The following is a 16,399-nucleotide window of genomic DNA, read 5'->3' on the forward strand; positions in this document are numbered from 1 at the left end:
CGACCCAGGACAAACCCACAGACCGCGCCAGCCCCCGGCTGCGGCGGCGCACCGCGCGGCGATCCCGCGCCACCGTCACCATCGCCGACGTGGCCGAGCGGGCCGAAGTCTCGCTGATGACGGTCTCGCGCGTGATGAACGACAAGGGCAACGTCAAGGAAGACACCCGCGTCCGCGTGCTCAAGGCGATCGAAGAACTCAACTACTCGCCCAGCGCCGCCGCCCGCAACCTTGCCGCCGCTGCGGAGGTCCGCATCGGCCTGCTCTACGCCAACCCCAGCGCCGGCTATATCAACGAGTTTTTGGTCGGCAGTCTCGATCAGGCGAACCGGTCGAACGCGCAGCTCCTCGTCCAGCTCTGCGACAACGAGGACGAAGTGCTCACCATCGTGCGCCGACTGGTCGGCAACGGCATCGACGGCGTCGTTTTGCCGCCGCCGCTGTGCGACAGCACGGCGATCCTCGACCTGCTGCTGGAATGCGGCACGCCGACGGTGATCGTGGCATCGGGCAAGCCGTCAAAGAACCTGTCCTCGGTCAACATCGACGACCTGGGCGCGGCCGAGGCGATGACGCGCCACCTCGTCGCGCTGGGCCACCGACGGATCGGCTTCATCAAGGGCAACCCCAACCAGAGCGCCGGGGCGCGGCGCCTCCAGGGATTCCAGGCAGCGCTGAGCGACAACGGCATCGCGATCGACGAGGAGTTGGTCCTGCCTGGCCTGTTCACTTATCGCTCGGGCCTTGAGGCGGCGCACCGCCTGCTGGAACGCGATGAGCCGCCGACGGCGATCTTCGCCAGCAACGACGACATGGCGGCGGCAACCGTCTCGGTCGCGCATCGGCTGGGCTTCGACGTGCCCGGCGACGTCACCGTGGTCGGCTTCGACGATGCCCCGCAGGCGACTTTCACCTGGCCTGAACTGACCACGATCCGCCAGCCCATCGCTGAGATGTCGCGCATGGCGGTGCAACTGCTGGTCGAGGAAATCCGGGGCCGCCGCGAGGAACGCGCCTTCACGCCCTCGCACGTGCAGATGCCCTTCGAGTTCATCCAGCGCGAGTCCGACGCGGCGCCGCATCAGGGGTGAACGAGGGCCTGCGTCGCCCGGGATGGCACGGAGGCATCACCACCCCTCGTCATTGCGAGCGCAGGGCAGCAATCCAGGGCAGCCTTACACCGCTCTGGATTGCTGCGCTGCGCTCGCAATGACGATCCGAGGCGGGTGAACGCCGGCCCCGCCGCGTCGCGCGGGCGGGGCCGGCCTCACGTCAATGCCCCGGAGCGTAGGGAAAGCGCTGGGCCTTGTACCACGCCAGATCGTGCTCGGGCGCAAGGCTGCCCTCCGGCAGAGACAAGCCGTTGACCGACATCCAGTAGACCAGGCTCGCATCGCGCCACCAGCGCGCTTCGTTGTGCTGGATGGCGAGGTAGGTCGCGGTCTTGGACCAGCGCTCGGCGTCCACCTTGTCCTTCACGCCGTCCCACTGCCTCTGCATGTGCGCCACCGTGGCGACGCCGCGATCGTAACGGACGACCATCTCCTGCCACAGCGTGCGGCCGGACTTCATCTTCCAGTCCCACGCCAGGTGATGGAACCACAGCAGTTCGGTTTCCGGCGTCGTGCGCGGATCGGCGAGCATGCGCGCGACCGGCGGCGCATACTGGGCCACGGCATTGCTGCCGGTGCGCGTACGGTCGAAGCCGATGCCGCTGCGGTCGGCCTTATGGTAGTAGATCGGGTTCCACTCGGGCCGGGCGAGGTCGTTCACCCATGGCCCCGGCCCGTAGTGGTGGCCGGTGTCCATCAGGTGCGCGAGCCCGAACGGGCCGGTGTAGTCGACCACCGCCTCACGCGATTCCATCATCATCGAGACGGCGGTGTCGACCACGCGCGGATCGTCGCCGAACGTCTGGCGCGCCCATTCGCGGGCGAGCGCCTCGGCCGACAGCGTCGGATCCCAGGCGAGGCGGCCGAAGGCATACCAGTTGGCCTGGTTGAACGTCGAACCCGACCAGTCGCGATCGCGTCCGATATTGGCAACGCCCGCCATGCCGGTGAGGTCATGGCCCTCCAGCGCGCCATCGACGACTTTCGCCACCGTCGATCCCTTGCCCTTGGCCCGCGTATCTGCCTCCAGCACTTCCTCGAACAGCGGGCCGAGGTAGGCGAGGTGCGTCGCGAAGCCGAGGTATTCCTTGGTGATCTGCAGTTCCAGCATCATCGGCGTCTTCGGCATCGCGCCGAACAGCGGGTGGAACGGCTCGCGCGGCTGGAAATCGATCGCGCCGTTCTTCACCTGCACCAGCACGTTGTCGGCGAACTTGCCGTCGAGCGGCTTGAACTCGCTATAGGCCTGCTTGGCGCGGTCGTCGGGATCGGTCTCGGCGTAGACGAAGGCGCGCCACATCACCACGCCGCCATGCGGCGCGACGGCGGCGGCGAGCATGTTGGCGCCCTCGGCATGGGTACGGTGGTAGTCGCGCGGGCCGGGCTGGCCCTCGCTGTTCGCCTTGACGAGGAAGCCACCGAAGTCGGGGATCGCGCGATAGATCTCGTCCGACTTGGCCTTCCACCAGGCCTGCACCTGCGGATCGAGCGGGTCGGCGGTCTTCAGCCCGCCCAGTTCGATCGGCGCCGAGAAGCGCGCGGAGAGGTAGACCTTGATACCCCAGGGCCGCAGCACGTCGGCCAGCGCGGCGGCCTTGGCGATGTAGGCGGCGCTCAAGGTGTCGGGGCTGGCGTTGACGTTGTTGAGCACCGTCCCGTTGATGCCGAGCGCGGCATTGGCGCGGGCATAGTCGGTGTAGCGCGGATCCTTGAAGTCCGGCAGCGTCCACCAGTCCCACAGCGATTGCCCCGCATAGCCACGCTCCACGCTGCCATCGAGGTTGTCCCAGTGGTTGAGCACGCGCAGCCTGACCTTCGGCGTGGAGGTGAGGTCGAGCTTCGCCAGATCGCCGCCGGTCTTCTGCGCACGGATCGCCGCGAAGGCGCCGTAAAGCACCCCGGTATCGGAATTGCCGGTGACCAGCAGCGAAGGGCGCCCGGCGACCGTGGCAGCGCACACGAGGTAGCCCTCGGCACCAAGCATGGCGGTAGGCAGGCCCAGCGCAGCCAGTTCCGGGGCGTCCGCGCGGGCCAGCACGACCGGCAGCGGTGCGGCGGTCAGGTCGCGGCGCAGCTCGGCGGCTGCCAGTTGCAACGTCTGCGAATCCCCGATCACCGTCACCTCGGCTGCGGCAGCGCCCTTATCCGCAGGGGCAAGCCACAAGTCGTAGCCGTCGTTCGCCAGCGCCGTGCCCGGCAGCGCGCCGATCGCCAGCACCGACCCCGCCAGCAGGCATGCGCTCCACGCGCCGATCCGCGAAATTCGCCTCTCCATCCCGAGCATCCCTCAAATTTGCCTGTCCAAGCTGGTTGACAAGCCTTGCCGTTGTTGTGAAAGATAGCGCTATCACAAAAACACCGACGCAAGCAACGCTGTTTGGCGAATCGGTGCAACGCCAGCCGGAACAGGCATTTGGGAGTACCGGGAATTGGGATGCTGTCACGCATTTGATCGTCGTCTTGCGGCTGCATGCCTGCCGTGCGCCGGGGTTGTCGCATGAGCCTGCGCCCGGCTGAATCGCGTTTCGCCGTATCGCGCCGCGTCCTTCTCGGCTGGGGTGGCGGCGCCTCGATGCTGGCCTTCCTGCCCGTCGCCGCGCGTGCCGCCGGGCCGGTCTACAAGGACGCCCGCGCACCGGTGGACTTGCGCGTCGCCGACCTGATGAGCCGCATGACGCTGGACGAGAAGGTCGCCCAGATCATCACCCTGTCCACCCGCAAGCGCGACGTGATGGACGAGGACCGCGCCTTCGATCCGGCCCGCGCCACCATCGCCTATCCCCACGGTATCGGCCAGATCGCCCGTCCCTCCGACCGGGGCGGCGCGGCGACCGCGAACAACACCGGCACCGACGTCACCGGCCGCTGGCGGAGGCCCGCCGAGACGATCGCCTTCGTCAATGCCACCCAGAAATGGGCGCGCGCGACCGGCCTTGGCATCCCGGTAATGTTCCATGAGGAATCGCTCCACGGCTACATGGCGCCCGAGGCGACCAGCTTCCCGCAGGCGATCGCCATGGCGGGCAGCTTCGACCCCGAACTGGTCGAGCGCGTGCAGTCGGTGATCGGCCGCGAGGTTCGCGCCCACGGCTCGACGCTGGCGCTCTCCCCGGTGGTTGACATCGCCCGCGACCCGCGCTGGGGCCGCATCGAGGAAACCTTCGGCGAAGACCCGTACTTGTGCGGCGAAATGGGCGTCGCCGCCGTGCGCGGGCTGCAGGGCCCCGGCAAGGAACTGCCCGAGGGCAAGGTCTTCGCCACGCTCAAGCACATGACCGGCCACGGCCAGCCTGAAGCTGGCAACAACGTCGCCCCGGCCCCGCTCGGCAAGCGCGAACTGTACGACAGCTTCTTCCCGCCGTTCCGCGAAGTGGTGCGCCGCACCGGCATCGCCGCCGTCATGCCATCCTACAACGAGATCGACGGCATCCCCAGCCACGCCAACCGCTGGCTGCTGAACGACGTGCTGCGCGGCGAATGGGGCTTCGACGGCGCCATCGTCAGCGACTATGCCGCGATCCCCGAACTCGCGACGTTCCACCACCTCGCCGCCGACCTTGAGGGCGCCGCGCGGCTCGCGCTGCATGCGGGCGTCGATACCGACCTGCCCGATGGCGAGGCCTATCGCACGCTCGCCGATCAGGTCCGCAAGGGGCTGGTGCCGATCTCGGTCGTCGATGCCGCATGCCGCCGCATGCTGACGCTCAAGTTCCGCGCCGGAATGTTCGAGGCGGGACCGATCGACCCCAAGGCTTCGGCAAAACTCACCGCCAATGCCGAGGCGCGCGCGCTGGCTCTTGAGGCAGCACGCAAGTCGATCTGCCTGCTCAAGAATGGCGGCGTACTTCCGCTCACCCCCGGCGCACACAAGCGCGTCGCGGTGATCGGCCCCAACGCCAACGTCACGCGCCTCGGCGGCTATTCGTCCGAGCCGCGCTCCAGTGTGAACCTCGTCGAGGGCATCACGGCCCGCCTCAAGGGCAAGGCCGAAGTCGTCTTCGCCCAGGGCGTGTTCATAACGCAAAGCGAGGACCGCTCCGCCAACGAAGTGCTGCTGGCCGATCCCGCGAAGAACCGCGCGCTGATCGCCGAGGCGGTCGAAACAGCCAAGGCCAGCGACGTGGTGATCCTCGCCATCGGCGACACCGAGCAGACCAGCCGCGAAGGCTATGCCAAGAATCACCTCGGCGACCGCACCGACCTCGACCTCCTGGGCGAACAGAACGCGCTGTTCACAGCACTCAAGGCCACCGGCAAGCCGGTGATCGTCGTCGCGCTCAACGGCCGCCCGCCCTCGTGGCCGACCGTGGCAGAGCAGGCCGATGCGATCCTCGAATGCTGGTATCTGGGCCAGGAAGGCGGCACCGCCATGGCCGAAGCGCTGTTCGGCGACGTCAACCCCGGTGCCAAGCTGCCCGTCACCGTAGTCAAGGACGTGGGCCAGGTGCCGTTCTTCTACAACCACAAGCCATCGGCCAAGCGCGGCTATCTGTTCTCCGACACCGCGCCGCTCTACCCGTTCGGCTTCGGCCTCAGCTACACCAGTTTCGCGTTCGGCGCCCCTGCCCTCTCGGCCCCGCGAATCGCGGCGGCGGGCACCGTCACCGTCGCGGTCGAAGTGGCCAACACCGGCGCGCGCGAAGGCGACGAAGTGTTGCAACTCTACGTCCACGACCGCGAGGCGAGCGTTACCCGCCCGGTCATGGAACTGCGCGGCTTCCGCCGCGTCACGCTCAAGCCCGGTGAGACCCGCAAGGTGGAATTCACCCTCGGCCCCGACGACTTCAGCCTCTGGAACGAGGACATGCGCGAAGTCGTCGAGCCCGGGCTTTTCGACATCATGGTCGGCAACAGCAGCGCCGCCCTGAAGACCGCAACCCTCGAAATCGCCTGAGGACCATCATGCCCAAGATCGTAGACGCCAAGGTCATCGTGACCTGCCCCGGCCGCAACTTCGTCACCCTCAAGATCACCTGCGACGACGGCACCACCGGCGTCGGTGACGCCACTCTCAACGGCCGCGAACTGTCGGTCGCCAGCTACCTGACCGACCACGTCGTCCCCTGCCTGATCGGCCGCGACGCGCACCGCATCGAGGACGTCTGGCAGTATCTCTATAAGGGTGCCTACTGGCGCCGCGGCCCGGTGACGATGACCGCGATCGCCGCCGTCGACATGGCGCTGTGGGACATCAAGGGCAAGATCGCAGGGCTCCCGGTCTACCAGCTGCTCGGCGGCGCCAGCCGCGAGGGCGTGATGGTCTATGGCCACGCCAACGGCACCTCGATCGAGGATACGATCAATGTCGCGCTCGACTATCAGGCGCAGGGCTACAAGGCGATCCGCCTGCAGTGCGGCGTTCCCGGCATGGCCTCGACCTACGGCGTCTCGAAGGACAAGTATTTCTACGAGCCTGCCGACGCCGACCTGCCAACCGAGAACGTCTGGAACACCTCGAAGTACCTGCGCGTCGTGCCCGAACTGTTCAGGGCCGCGCGCGAGGCGCTGGGCTGGGACGTGCACCTGCTGCATGACATCCACCACCGCCTGACCCCGATCGAGGCGGGCCGTCTGGGCAAGGATCTGGAGCCCTACCGCCCGTTCTGGCTGGAAGACGCGACGCCTGCCGAAAACCAGGAAGCGTTCAAGCTGATCCGCCAGCACACCACCGCGCCGCTGGCCGTGGGCGAGATCTTCAATTCGATCTGGGATGCGAAGGATCTGATCCAGAACCAGCTGATCGACTACATCCGCGCCACCGTCGTCCACGCAGGCGGCATCACCCATCTGCGCCGCATCGCCGCGCTGGCGGACCTCTACCAGATCCGCACCGGCTGCCACGGCGCCACCGATCTCTCGCCGGTCTGCATGGCCGCCGCGCTGCACTTCGACCTCTCGGTGCCCAACTTCGGCATACAGGAATACATGCGCCACACGCCCGAGACGGACGCCGTGTTCCCGCATGCCTACACGTTCGAGAACGGCATGATGCATCCGGGCGAAGCGCCGGGCCTCGGCGTCGACATCGACGAGGAACTGGCCGCCGGCTACGAATACAAGCGCGCCTTCCTGCCGGTGAACCGTCTCGAAGACGGCACGATGTACAACTGGTGAGCACGATGCAGGCGGTCACCGCCGTCGAAACGCAAGCCCCGGCCAAACCGGCCGGGCGCGTGCGCTGGATCGTATGCGCGCTGCTGTTCGCGGCGGTGGTGCTCAGTTATGTCGACCGTCTGGTCCTGCCCACGCTCAAGCCCGAGCTGCAGGCGCGCTACGGCTGGAGCGAGAGCGGCTATGCCGACCTCGCGATCTGGTTCCAGGCGGGGTACGGCATCGCCTATGTGTTCTTCGGGCGCCTGATCGACCGGATCGGCGCGCGTGCGGGCTATGCGCTGGCGGTGGCGCTCTGGACCTTCGGGCACATCGCCCACGTGCTGTTCACCAGCACTAGCGGCATGCTGCTGGCGCGCATCCCGCTCGCGATCGGTGAGGCGGGGACTTTCCCCGCCGCCATCGCCGCGACCAACGAGTGGTTCCCCAAGCGCGAGCGTGCGCTGGCGATCGGCATCTTCAACGCCGGATCGAACGTCGGCGCGATCCTGACGCCACTGGTGGTGCCGGTGATCGCGCTAACGCTGGGCTGGCGCTGGGCCTTCATCCTGACCGGCGCGCTGACGGTGATCTGGCTGGCGGCGTGGCTGGGCTTCTACCGCCGCCCGCGCGAGAAGAAGACGCTTACGGCTGAGGAACTGGCATGGATCGAGGCCGACCCCATCGATCCGGTACAGCCGGTGCGCTGGCGCGACGTGCTGCGCCTGCGCCAGACCTGGGCCTACATGCTGGGCCGCTTCCTGATCGACCCGGTCTGGTGGACGTTCCTGTTCTGGTTGCCGGACTTCTTCAACAAGCAGTTCGGCGTCAAGATGCTGGACTTCGGCCCGCCGCTGATCGCGGTGTACCTGCTGGCCGACGTCGGCTCGGTGGCCGGCGGCTGGACCTCCTCGCGCCTGATGGGTCGCGGCTGGAGCCTCAACCGCGCGCGCAAGACGGCGATGCTGCTGGCCGCGCTGTGCGCCGTGCCGATCGCGCTGGCCCCGCAGGCCACCAGCCTGTGGACGGCGGTGGCGCTGATCGGCCTCGCCTGCGCCGGACATCAGGGCTTCTCCGCCAACCTCTACGCCCTGCCCGGCGATACGATGCCGCGCTGGATGACCGGCTCGGTCGTCGGTCTTGGCGGACTGGCGGGCGCGGTGGGCGGCATGCTTATGGCCAAGTTCGCAGGCGTGATCCTCGAGACGATCGGCAGCTACGAACCGATCTTCCTCGTCGCCTCCTGCGCCTATCTGGTGGCGCTCGTAGTGATCCACCTGATCCTGCCGCGCTACCAGTCCACGCACGCATAAGATAAATTCGGGAGCATCAGGATGACCTTACGCACGGCACTAGCTGCCACCTCGATACTGGCCACCGCCCTCGCTTTCGCGGCACCGGCGCAAGCTGACGTACCCCGGCTGGAGACCAAGGGCGACACGAAGCAGCTGATCGTCGGCGGCAAGCCCGTGCTGATGATCGCGGGCGAACTTAGCAACTCGGCCTCGTCCAGCGCGGACTACATGGCGCCGCACTGGAAGCGCCTGAAGGACATGAACCTCGACACCGTGATTACCCCGGTGTCGTGGGAACTGATCGAGCCGGTCGAGGGGCAGTTCGACTGGTCCTCGGTCGATTCGCAGATCAAGGCCGCGCGCGCCAACAACCTCAAGCTGGTGGTGCTGTGGTTCGGCGCGTGGAAGAATTCCATGTCCACTTACGTCCCCGCATGGATCAAGCGCGACCAGCAGCGCTTCCCGCGCGCGGCGATGCCCAATGGCCAGAGCGTCGAAATCCTCTCCACCTTCGGCGGCGACACCCTGCAGGCCGACCAGCGCGCCTATGCCGCGCTTCTGGCGCACATCAAGGCGGTGGACGCCGCCCAGAACACCGTACTGATGGTGCAGGTCGAGAACGAGATCGGCATGCTTCCCGTCGCACGCGACTACAGCGCGGCGGCCAGCGCCGCCTTCCGCGAGCCGGTGCCAACCGACCTCGTCAACTACCTCGTCGCGCACAAGGACACGCTGGTCCCCGCCATGAAGCGCGTGTGGGTGGAGCGCGGCGCGCGCACCAGCGGCACGTGGGAAGACCTGTTCGGCGCGGGCGACACCTCTGCCGAGATCTTCGCCGCCTGGCACTACGCCCGCTTCGCAGACCAGCTGGCGGCGGCAGGCAAGGCCGCCTACCCGCTGCCGATGTACGTCAACGTGGCGCTCAACCGGCCGGGCCGGATTCCCGGCGAGTACCCCAGCGGCGGCCCGCTGCCGCACCTGCTCGACGTCTGGAAGGCAGGCGCCCCGCACCTCGATTTCCTGGCGCCCGACATCTACTTCCCGAACTTCGTGGAGATCGTGAACGGGTACAAACGGCCGGACAACGTGCTGTTCATTCCGGAGGCGCATAACTCCGACAATCCCATCGCCCCGGCGAACGCGTTCTATGCCATCGGCCAGCTCGACGCGATCGGCTTCGGCCCGTTCTCGATCGATTCAATCGACGAGAACCCCGGCGCGCTCAAGGATGCCTACGGCGTGCTGCAGCAGCTCAAGCCCTATATCCTCGACGCGCAGGGCACCGATCGTATGGTCGGCTTCAAGCCGCGCCAGCTCTACGACGAAACCCTTGTCGCCGAGCCGGAAACGCGCGACGTCGGGCCCTATCGCTTCACCATCAGCTATGTCGATGCCCCCAAGCCGGGCGCCAATCCCGGGGCGGAGGAGCGCAAGGCCGCCAATGCCGCCGTCGCCGCGGCGGGCGGCATCATCATCCAGACCAGCCCCGAGGAATACCTGATCGCCGGCCAAGGCATCACCGTGACCTTCAAGCCGCGCGCCGACGGCGGAGCCCTTGCAGGGATCGATTCGGCCTGGGAAGGCCACTATGACGCCGCCGGAAAATGGGTGCCCGGCCGCCTGCTCAACGGTGACCAGACTCACCAGGGCCGCCATATCCGGCTGTTCCCGGGCCAATGGCAAATCCAGCGGGTGAAGCTCTACACCTACAAGTAAAGATACCGCTATCATTGTTCTTGACGGCAGTCGGCCACAGGAATATGTAAAAATGATAGCGCTAGCAACGACAGCGCTTCCTGCGAGCCACTAAGCAGAGGGCAGCAGGCGCTTGGGAGGGAGTTCAGATATCATGCGACCCAATTTCGTGACCGTCCGTGCCGTTCTTCTGGGCGCTGCCGCGCTCACCCCGTTCGTCGGCACTGCCGCGCAGGCGCAGGACGCCGCGGCAACGCAGGCACAGACCACCAGTGAATCCGTGGACGATTCCGGCGCCACTGCCCCTGACATCATCGTCACCGGCATCCGCGGCTCGCTGCAGAGCGCGACCAACGCCAAGCGCGACGCGGTGACCTTCGGCGACAGCATCTTCGCCGAGGACATCGGCAAGCTGCCCGCCACCAACCTCGCCGAAACGCTCAACCGCATGCCCGGCGTGCGCCTCAACCGCGACATCAACGGCGAAGGCACCCAAGTCGCCATCCGCGGCCTCGGCCCCAGCTTCACGCGCGTGCTGCTGAACGGCTCGCAGCTGCAGGTGGCGTCCGATGGCGGCACCAACGGCGGCAGCGCCAACCGCGAAGTCGACCTCGACTTCTTCCCTTCGGAACTGTTCACCCGTCTCGACCTCGCCAAGAGCCCGTCGCCCTCGACGCTCGAAGGCGGCATTGCCGGCACCGTGAACCTGCGCAATGCGCGGCCCTTCGACAAGGAAGGCACCCACGTCACGGTGGTGGCGCAGGGCCAGTACACCGACACCAACGACAAGTTCAGCCCGCGCGGCGCGATCGTGGCGAGCCACACCACCGACACTTTCGGCATCCTCGTCGGCGTTGCCGGCGTGAAGACCAAGACCCGCGTGAAGGGCTTCGAGTCGGTCGGCTGGACCGATGGCAACCTGCCTTGCGGCACCGACTGCACTGACGAAGGCGGCAACAACTTCTCGTGGGCTTCGGTCGTTCCCGCCAATGCGGGCCACGGCCTCACCCCCGGCGCTCCCGTCGATGTGGTGGCCACCTCCGGCCTGACCGCCGACCAGCTCAGCACCGCGCTGATCCCGCGCCTCGGCCGCCAGAGCCTGACCGAAGGCACCCGTTCGCGCGTGTCGGCCCTCGCGTCGCTCGAATGGCGCCCCAGCGACGAGCTGCATTTCGCGCTCGACGGCCTCTGGGCCAAGTCGCAGCGCAACTACAGCAAGGTCAACATGAACTGGCAGGTCCGCAACTCGGGCCCCGGCACCAGCGCGCAGTCGACCGGCGGCATGATCCCGATCGACCTGACAGTGGATGACAACAACGTCGTCACCAGCGGCACGTTCGCCAACTCGTCGTTCTTCCTCGAAGCCAGCCTGTTCAAGCAGACCACCAAGTTCTGGAACATCAACCCCAGCGTGACCTGGCAGCCGACTGACGATCTCAAGATCGAGGCCAGCGCGAACTATTCGAAGAGCAGCTTCTTCCGCGAACAGCCGACCTGGGCCTTCCAGACTACTCCGCAGTCAGGCGTAGACGTCTATTACGACAACACGAGCGGTTCCTATCCGTCGATCACCAGCAACATCGACCTGAACGACCCCGACAGCGGCACCTGGCAATGGTATCGCCAGAACATCCAGCTCGTTCGCCGCAAGACCGAGACCAAGGGCGCGCACCTCGACGTCACGTACGGTGACGACATGTTCAACGTAAAGGTCGGCGCGGCCTATGACCGTGCGACCCGCTCGATCCGCGCCTACGACAACAGCACCGCTTACCAGCTGTCGGTCTGCGGCACCGGCTGCACCGGCAACACCGGTTCGATCACAACCGGCGAAATCTCGCAGTACCTGAACAGCTCGTCGGTCGCTGGCTTCATCGTGCCGAATTTCGACGCGATCAAGAGCGCGACCAACTACGCCAGCTATCGCGACAGCGCACCTGAAACGCGCGGGGCCGTGACTGGCGGCGCGACCGGCGACATGGACGAAGAGGTCATGGGCGCCTACTTCGAGCTGAACGGCGTGACCTCGATCGCCGGCCGCGACCTGCACATCAACGCTGGCATGCGTTATGCGCACACCAACCAGATCGTCACCGGGCCGAGCCAGGTCGGCACCTCGATCATCGACATCACCTCCAAGTCGAAGTACGAGAACTTCCTGCCCTCGATCAACCTGACCTACGACCTGGCGAACAACATCAAGCTGCGCGCATCCGCGTCGCGGACGATGACCCGCCCGGATGCCGGCCAGATCCTGCCGGGCATCACCTTCTCCGATCCGTCGGCGCTGACGGCGACGGCGGGGAACCCGGACCTGAAGCCCTACACGTCCGACAACTACGATATCGGCGGTGAACTCTACACCGGCGGCATCGGCTACATCGGCCTGTCTGCATTCATGAAGAACATCCAGGGCTTCACCGTCACCACCTCGGACGAAGTCACCTTCGGTTCGCTCAACATCCCCTTCGACAGCCTGCTCTCGACGCAGCAGAACGCTCTGAATGATCGTTCGGCCGCCACCGGCATCGCCGTCAACAACCTGCCGATCACGGTCAACCGCCCGGTCAACCTGAGCGACCTGAAGATCAAGGGTCTGGAAGCCACCTGGGTCCAGCCGCTCGACTTCCTGATCAAGGGCCTCGGCTTCTCGGCCAACGGCACGTACCTGAAGCAGTCCTCGTCCTCAGGCCTCGTCGCCACCGGCGTGTCGAAGTACTCGTACAACCTCCAGGGCTTCTACGAGAACAACGGCCTGTCGATCAGCGTGAACTACGTCTGGAACGACAAGTCTATCGCCGTGAACAAGCCGCAGAACGGCATCGCCAACGCTTCGCTGCGCAACGACGCGCGCGGCCAGCTGGACATGTCGGCGGGTTACCAGCTGCCGTTCCTCAACGACGGCGTGCGCCTGACGCTCGATGTGCTGAACATCACTAACGAAGTGATCCGCACCACCTTCGAATACTCGAACGCGGCTTATTCGGTCTACAAGCCGGGCCGTCAGGTACTGGCCGGTATCAGGGCCAACTTCTGATTTCCTCCCTACCCTACCCACTGAGCCGGCCTTTGTGCCGGCTCTTTCTTTTTCGGGAGACTTCGTTTTCATGGCAGACATGCTGCACCCAGCCGCTTTCGCCGCCACTCTAACCGCCGCGCTCGCACTCGCCGCGCCGCTTCCCGTCATGGCTGCACCTGCAGCCACGCAATGCCCATGGACCGCCGCATGGGGTTCTTCGCAGATGCCGGTGAACGGTGACGACCGCCTGCCCGAAGCCGCCCGCCGCGACGTTACCCTGCGCCAGATCGTGCGCCCATCGATCGCCGGAAGCGAGTTGCGCATCCGTCTCTCCAACGCCTTCGGCGAGGCGCCGCTGGTCATCGAAAGCGCCAGGCTGGCGCGCGCGGCTTCCCCGCAGCACCCCGCACTCACCGCCGGTTCCTCTGTGCCGCTGCGCTTCGCGGGCAAGGAGCGGGTGGTCGTCCCCGCAGGCGCCGACTGGCTCTCCGATCCCGTCCGCATGCCCGTCGCCGCATTCGACGATCTCGCCGTGTCGCTGCACTTCGCGGCGCTGCCGGTGCAGCAGACCGGCCACCCGGGGTCACGCGCCACCTCGTACTGGCTGAGCGGCGACCGGACGAGCGATACCGCCTTCGCGGGCGCGGCGACGACCGATCACTGGTATATGCTCTCCGGCGTCGAGATGCGCCGCTGCGGCGCCAGCGCCATCGTCGCTCTCGGGGATTCGATCACTGACGGGCGCGGCTCCACCACCAACGGCAACGATCGCTGGACCGACGTTTTGGCCCGCCGCCTTTCAGGAAAGAGCGCGGTGGTGAACCAGGGCATTGGCGGCAACCGCGTGCTGCTCGACGGCACCGGCCCGAACGCGGTGGCGCGCTTCGATCGCGACGTGCTCTCGGTGCACGGCGTCACCGACCTGATCGTGCTGGAGGGCATCAACGACATCGGCATGCTGACCCGCGACGCGCCTGCCACCCCCGAGGTCCACGCCGCGCTCGTGGCCGGGGTCACCGCCGCCTACCGGCAGATCGTGGAGCGTGCGCATGCGCGAGGGATCAAGGTCTACGGCGGCACCTTGCTGCCGTTCATGGGCATGGAGTACTACCATCCCGCCGCCGCCAGCGAGGCCGATCGGCAGGCGATCAACGCCTGGATTCGCACGCCCGGCCACTTCGACGCGGTGATCGACTTCGACGCGGCGATGCGCGATCCTGCGCGTCCCGATCACCTGAACCCGGCCTACGATGGCGGCGATGCAATCCATCCCAACCCTGCCGGCTACAAGGCCATGGGCGAGGCCGTCTCCTTGCAGCTGCTGAAATGAAGAAGGGGCGCCGACCGGGCGCCCCTTTCGTTTTACCGCCGGATCATCGGGTCGATCGTCCTGATCGTCCCGTCGGCGTTGTAATACAGCTCGGTCACCTTCACGTTACGCAGGCGGGTCTGCCCCGATAGCTGCGTGTCGGCATAGAACAGCCACCAGCGCCCGTCCCACTGCACGATCGAGTGGTGCGTCGTCCACCCCTCCACCGGCTCGAGGATGCGGCCTTTGTAGGTGAACGGCCCATAAGGCGAATCGCCGATCCCGTAGGCCAGGAAATGCGTATCGCCGGTTGAGTAGCTGAAGTAGTACTTGCCCTTGTACTTATGCATCCAAGCCGCTTCGAAGAAGCGCCTGTCGTGGTCGCCGCCCAGCAGCAGCTTGCCCTTCTCGTCAACGATGTGCAGTTCGCGGGGGCTTTCCGCGAATTCCAGCATGTCCTTGCTCATGCGCGCGACACGCGGCAGCAGCGCGGGCTTGTCATCGGCCTGAAGGTCGGTCTTCGAGCCGTTGGGATCGTACTTGCCGTCGACATTGCGCTGAAGCTGGCCGCCCCAGATACCGCCGAAATACATGTAGCTCTCGCCGTCTTCGTCGGTGAACACCGCCGGGTCGATGGAGTAGCTGCCCTTGATCGGCTCCGGCTGCGCCTTGAACGGCCCGGTCGGGCTCTTGGAGGTGGCGACGCCGATGCGGAAGGCGCCCGCCTTGTCCTTGGCCGGGAAGTACAAGTAATACGTGCCGTTACGGAATGCCGCATCCGGCGCCCACATCTGCTTCTCGGCCCAGGGCACGTCCTTTACGTCGAGCGCCACCGGGCCGAGCGTCACTGGCCCGCCGATCTTGTCCATCGACAGGATGCGATAGTCGCGCATCTCGAAGTGGCTGCCGAGGTCGTCCTCGGGCGTCGGCCCGTCGACATCATGGCTGGGGTAGACGTAGATCTTGCCGTTCCACACATGCGCGGACGGGTCCGCCGTGTAGATCTCGCTGACGAGCGGCTGCGAGAGGTACTTCGACTTGTCCGCCTCGACATGCTTCACAGCGTCGTTGGAAGGCGCTTCTTTCGAACAGCCTACGATGGCGATGCACGATGCTAGCGCGAGCAAAGGCAATAAGCTGAATTTCCTTGGCATACGATCTCCCGCAAGATACTTATTACAGCAAGATAGCGCTATCATTTAAAGTTGGGATTTTGCAAGCGTTTATCGAACATCGTGGAGAATGGAGGCCGTAGACCATAACCGGCTCGACCGCCTTTCCGATAGTCGTAAAAGCGCGAGCCAACTTCCAAAGGTTGCGCTCCATTGGCGCCTGGCTGGGGATGGCCTCCGTCGTCGATTAATGGGGGCTGGAAAGGCGGCGTCAGGCATCGCTGTGCGGACTCAGCCGGTCGTCGCAACACTATTGGACATGCCCAACGGCAAAAAAGGGCTGGCGCCTCGCGTTTCGACCGCAGGCAGAAGACCGTAGATGGCGGCGAGTACCCCGCAGTAATCCACTCATCTCGGCTACCGGAAACTCTCGTAGTAAATGATCGATGCAGCGCCACCGTCGCGCAGGGCTCAGAAGTTTCCCTTGGCAGCCTCCTGCAGGATCAACTTGTCCAGCGCCATGTCCGAGATCGCTCGGCGAAGACGCTGGATCTCTTTCTCCACATCCTTCATCCGCCGCGCCTGGTCGGTCTTCAGGCCGCCGTATTCCTTCCGCCGGCGATAATAGGTCTGCTCGCTGACCGCGATCCGAAGGCAAGCTTCAGCCGTGCTCGCTCCCTGCGCCAGCACAATCTCAACTTCACGCAGCTTGCCGATAAACTCTTCCGGCTTGTGCTGCCGACCTTCGAAGCCGCTTGACCCGCCAG

At 66.1% G+C, this 16,399-nt stretch carries 9 protein-coding genes and 1 pseudogene; 7 read left to right on the forward strand and 3 right to left on the reverse strand.

All coding sequences use genetic code 11. From position 1 onward, the window contains the following. Positions 1-38 precede the first annotated feature (38 nt). Positions 39-1,091, forward strand: a complete 1,053-nt coding sequence (locus BES08_RS20265; protein WP_036529878.1) for a LacI family DNA-binding transcriptional regulator — start codon at positions 39-41, stop codon at positions 1,089-1,091. A 181-nt stretch (positions 1,092-1,272) separates the two neighbouring features. On the opposite strand, the gene BES08_RS20270 is transcribed toward BES08_RS20265, so the two are convergent. Continuing rightward, a complete protein-coding gene (locus tag BES08_RS20270) occupies positions 1,273-3,387 on the reverse strand; it encodes an alpha-glucuronidase family glycosyl hydrolase (RefSeq protein ID WP_155986462.1) in 2,115 nt (704 codons plus the stop codon). A 297-nt stretch (positions 3,388-3,684) separates the two neighbouring features. Here BES08_RS20270 and BES08_RS20275 point away from each other — a divergent pair, with 297 nt between their 5' ends. The 6 genes from BES08_RS20275 (at position 3,685) to BES08_RS20300 (ending at position 14,541) form a co-directional block, all read left to right on the forward strand. Further along, a complete protein-coding gene (locus tag BES08_RS20275; protein WP_156799957.1) occupies positions 3,685-6,006 on the forward strand; it encodes a glycoside hydrolase family 3 N-terminal domain-containing protein in 2,322 nt (773 codons plus the stop codon). Between the two features lie 8 nt (positions 6,007-6,014). Continuing rightward, the gene (gene manD / locus BES08_RS20280; protein ID WP_036529868.1) at positions 6,015-7,226 is read left to right on the forward strand and encodes a D-mannonate dehydratase ManD; all 1,212 of its coding nucleotides are present in this window, start codon (positions 6,015-6,017) and stop codon (positions 7,224-7,226) included. Between the two features lie 5 nt (positions 7,227-7,231). Beyond that, on the forward strand, positions 7,232-8,515 hold the full coding sequence (locus tag BES08_RS20285) for an MFS transporter (RefSeq protein ID WP_036529874.1): 1,284 nt from the start codon (positions 7,232-7,234) through the stop codon (positions 8,513-8,515). A gap of 21 nt (positions 8,516-8,536) precedes the next feature. Beyond that, a complete protein-coding gene (locus BES08_RS20290) occupies positions 8,537-10,213 on the forward strand; it encodes a GH35 family beta-galactosidase (protein ID WP_036529865.1) in 1,677 nt (558 codons plus the stop codon). Between the two features lie 133 nt (positions 10,214-10,346). After that, positions 10,347-13,229 (forward strand): TonB-dependent receptor, encoded by a 2,883-nt coding sequence (locus tag BES08_RS20295; RefSeq protein WP_083274776.1) that lies wholly within the window; start codon positions 10,347-10,349, stop codon positions 13,227-13,229. A 79-nt stretch (positions 13,230-13,308) separates the two neighbouring features. Further along, positions 13,309-14,541, forward strand: coding sequence for an SGNH/GDSL hydrolase family protein (locus tag BES08_RS20300; RefSeq protein ID WP_036529873.1), 1,233 nt, complete (start codon positions 13,309-13,311; stop codon positions 14,539-14,541). A 32-nt stretch (positions 14,542-14,573) separates the two neighbouring features. On the opposite strand, the gene BES08_RS20305 is transcribed toward BES08_RS20300, so the two are convergent. Both BES08_RS20305 and BES08_RS20310 read right to left on the reverse strand, forming a co-directional pair. Further along, on the reverse strand, positions 14,574-15,674 hold the full coding sequence (locus BES08_RS20305) for a glycoside hydrolase family 43 protein (RefSeq protein ID WP_036529862.1): 1,101 nt from the start codon (positions 15,672-15,674) through the stop codon (positions 14,574-14,576). Between the two features lie 370 nt (positions 15,675-16,044). Next, positions 16,045-16,349, reverse strand: a pseudogene (locus BES08_RS20310) (transposase); the annotation flags it as partial. Between the last annotated feature and the right edge of the window lie 50 nt (positions 16,350-16,399).

Source organism: Novosphingobium resinovorum (assembly GCF_001742225.1).
GTDB classification, from domain to species: Bacteria; Pseudomonadota; Alphaproteobacteria; order Sphingomonadales; family Sphingomonadaceae; genus Novosphingobium; species Novosphingobium resinovorum_A.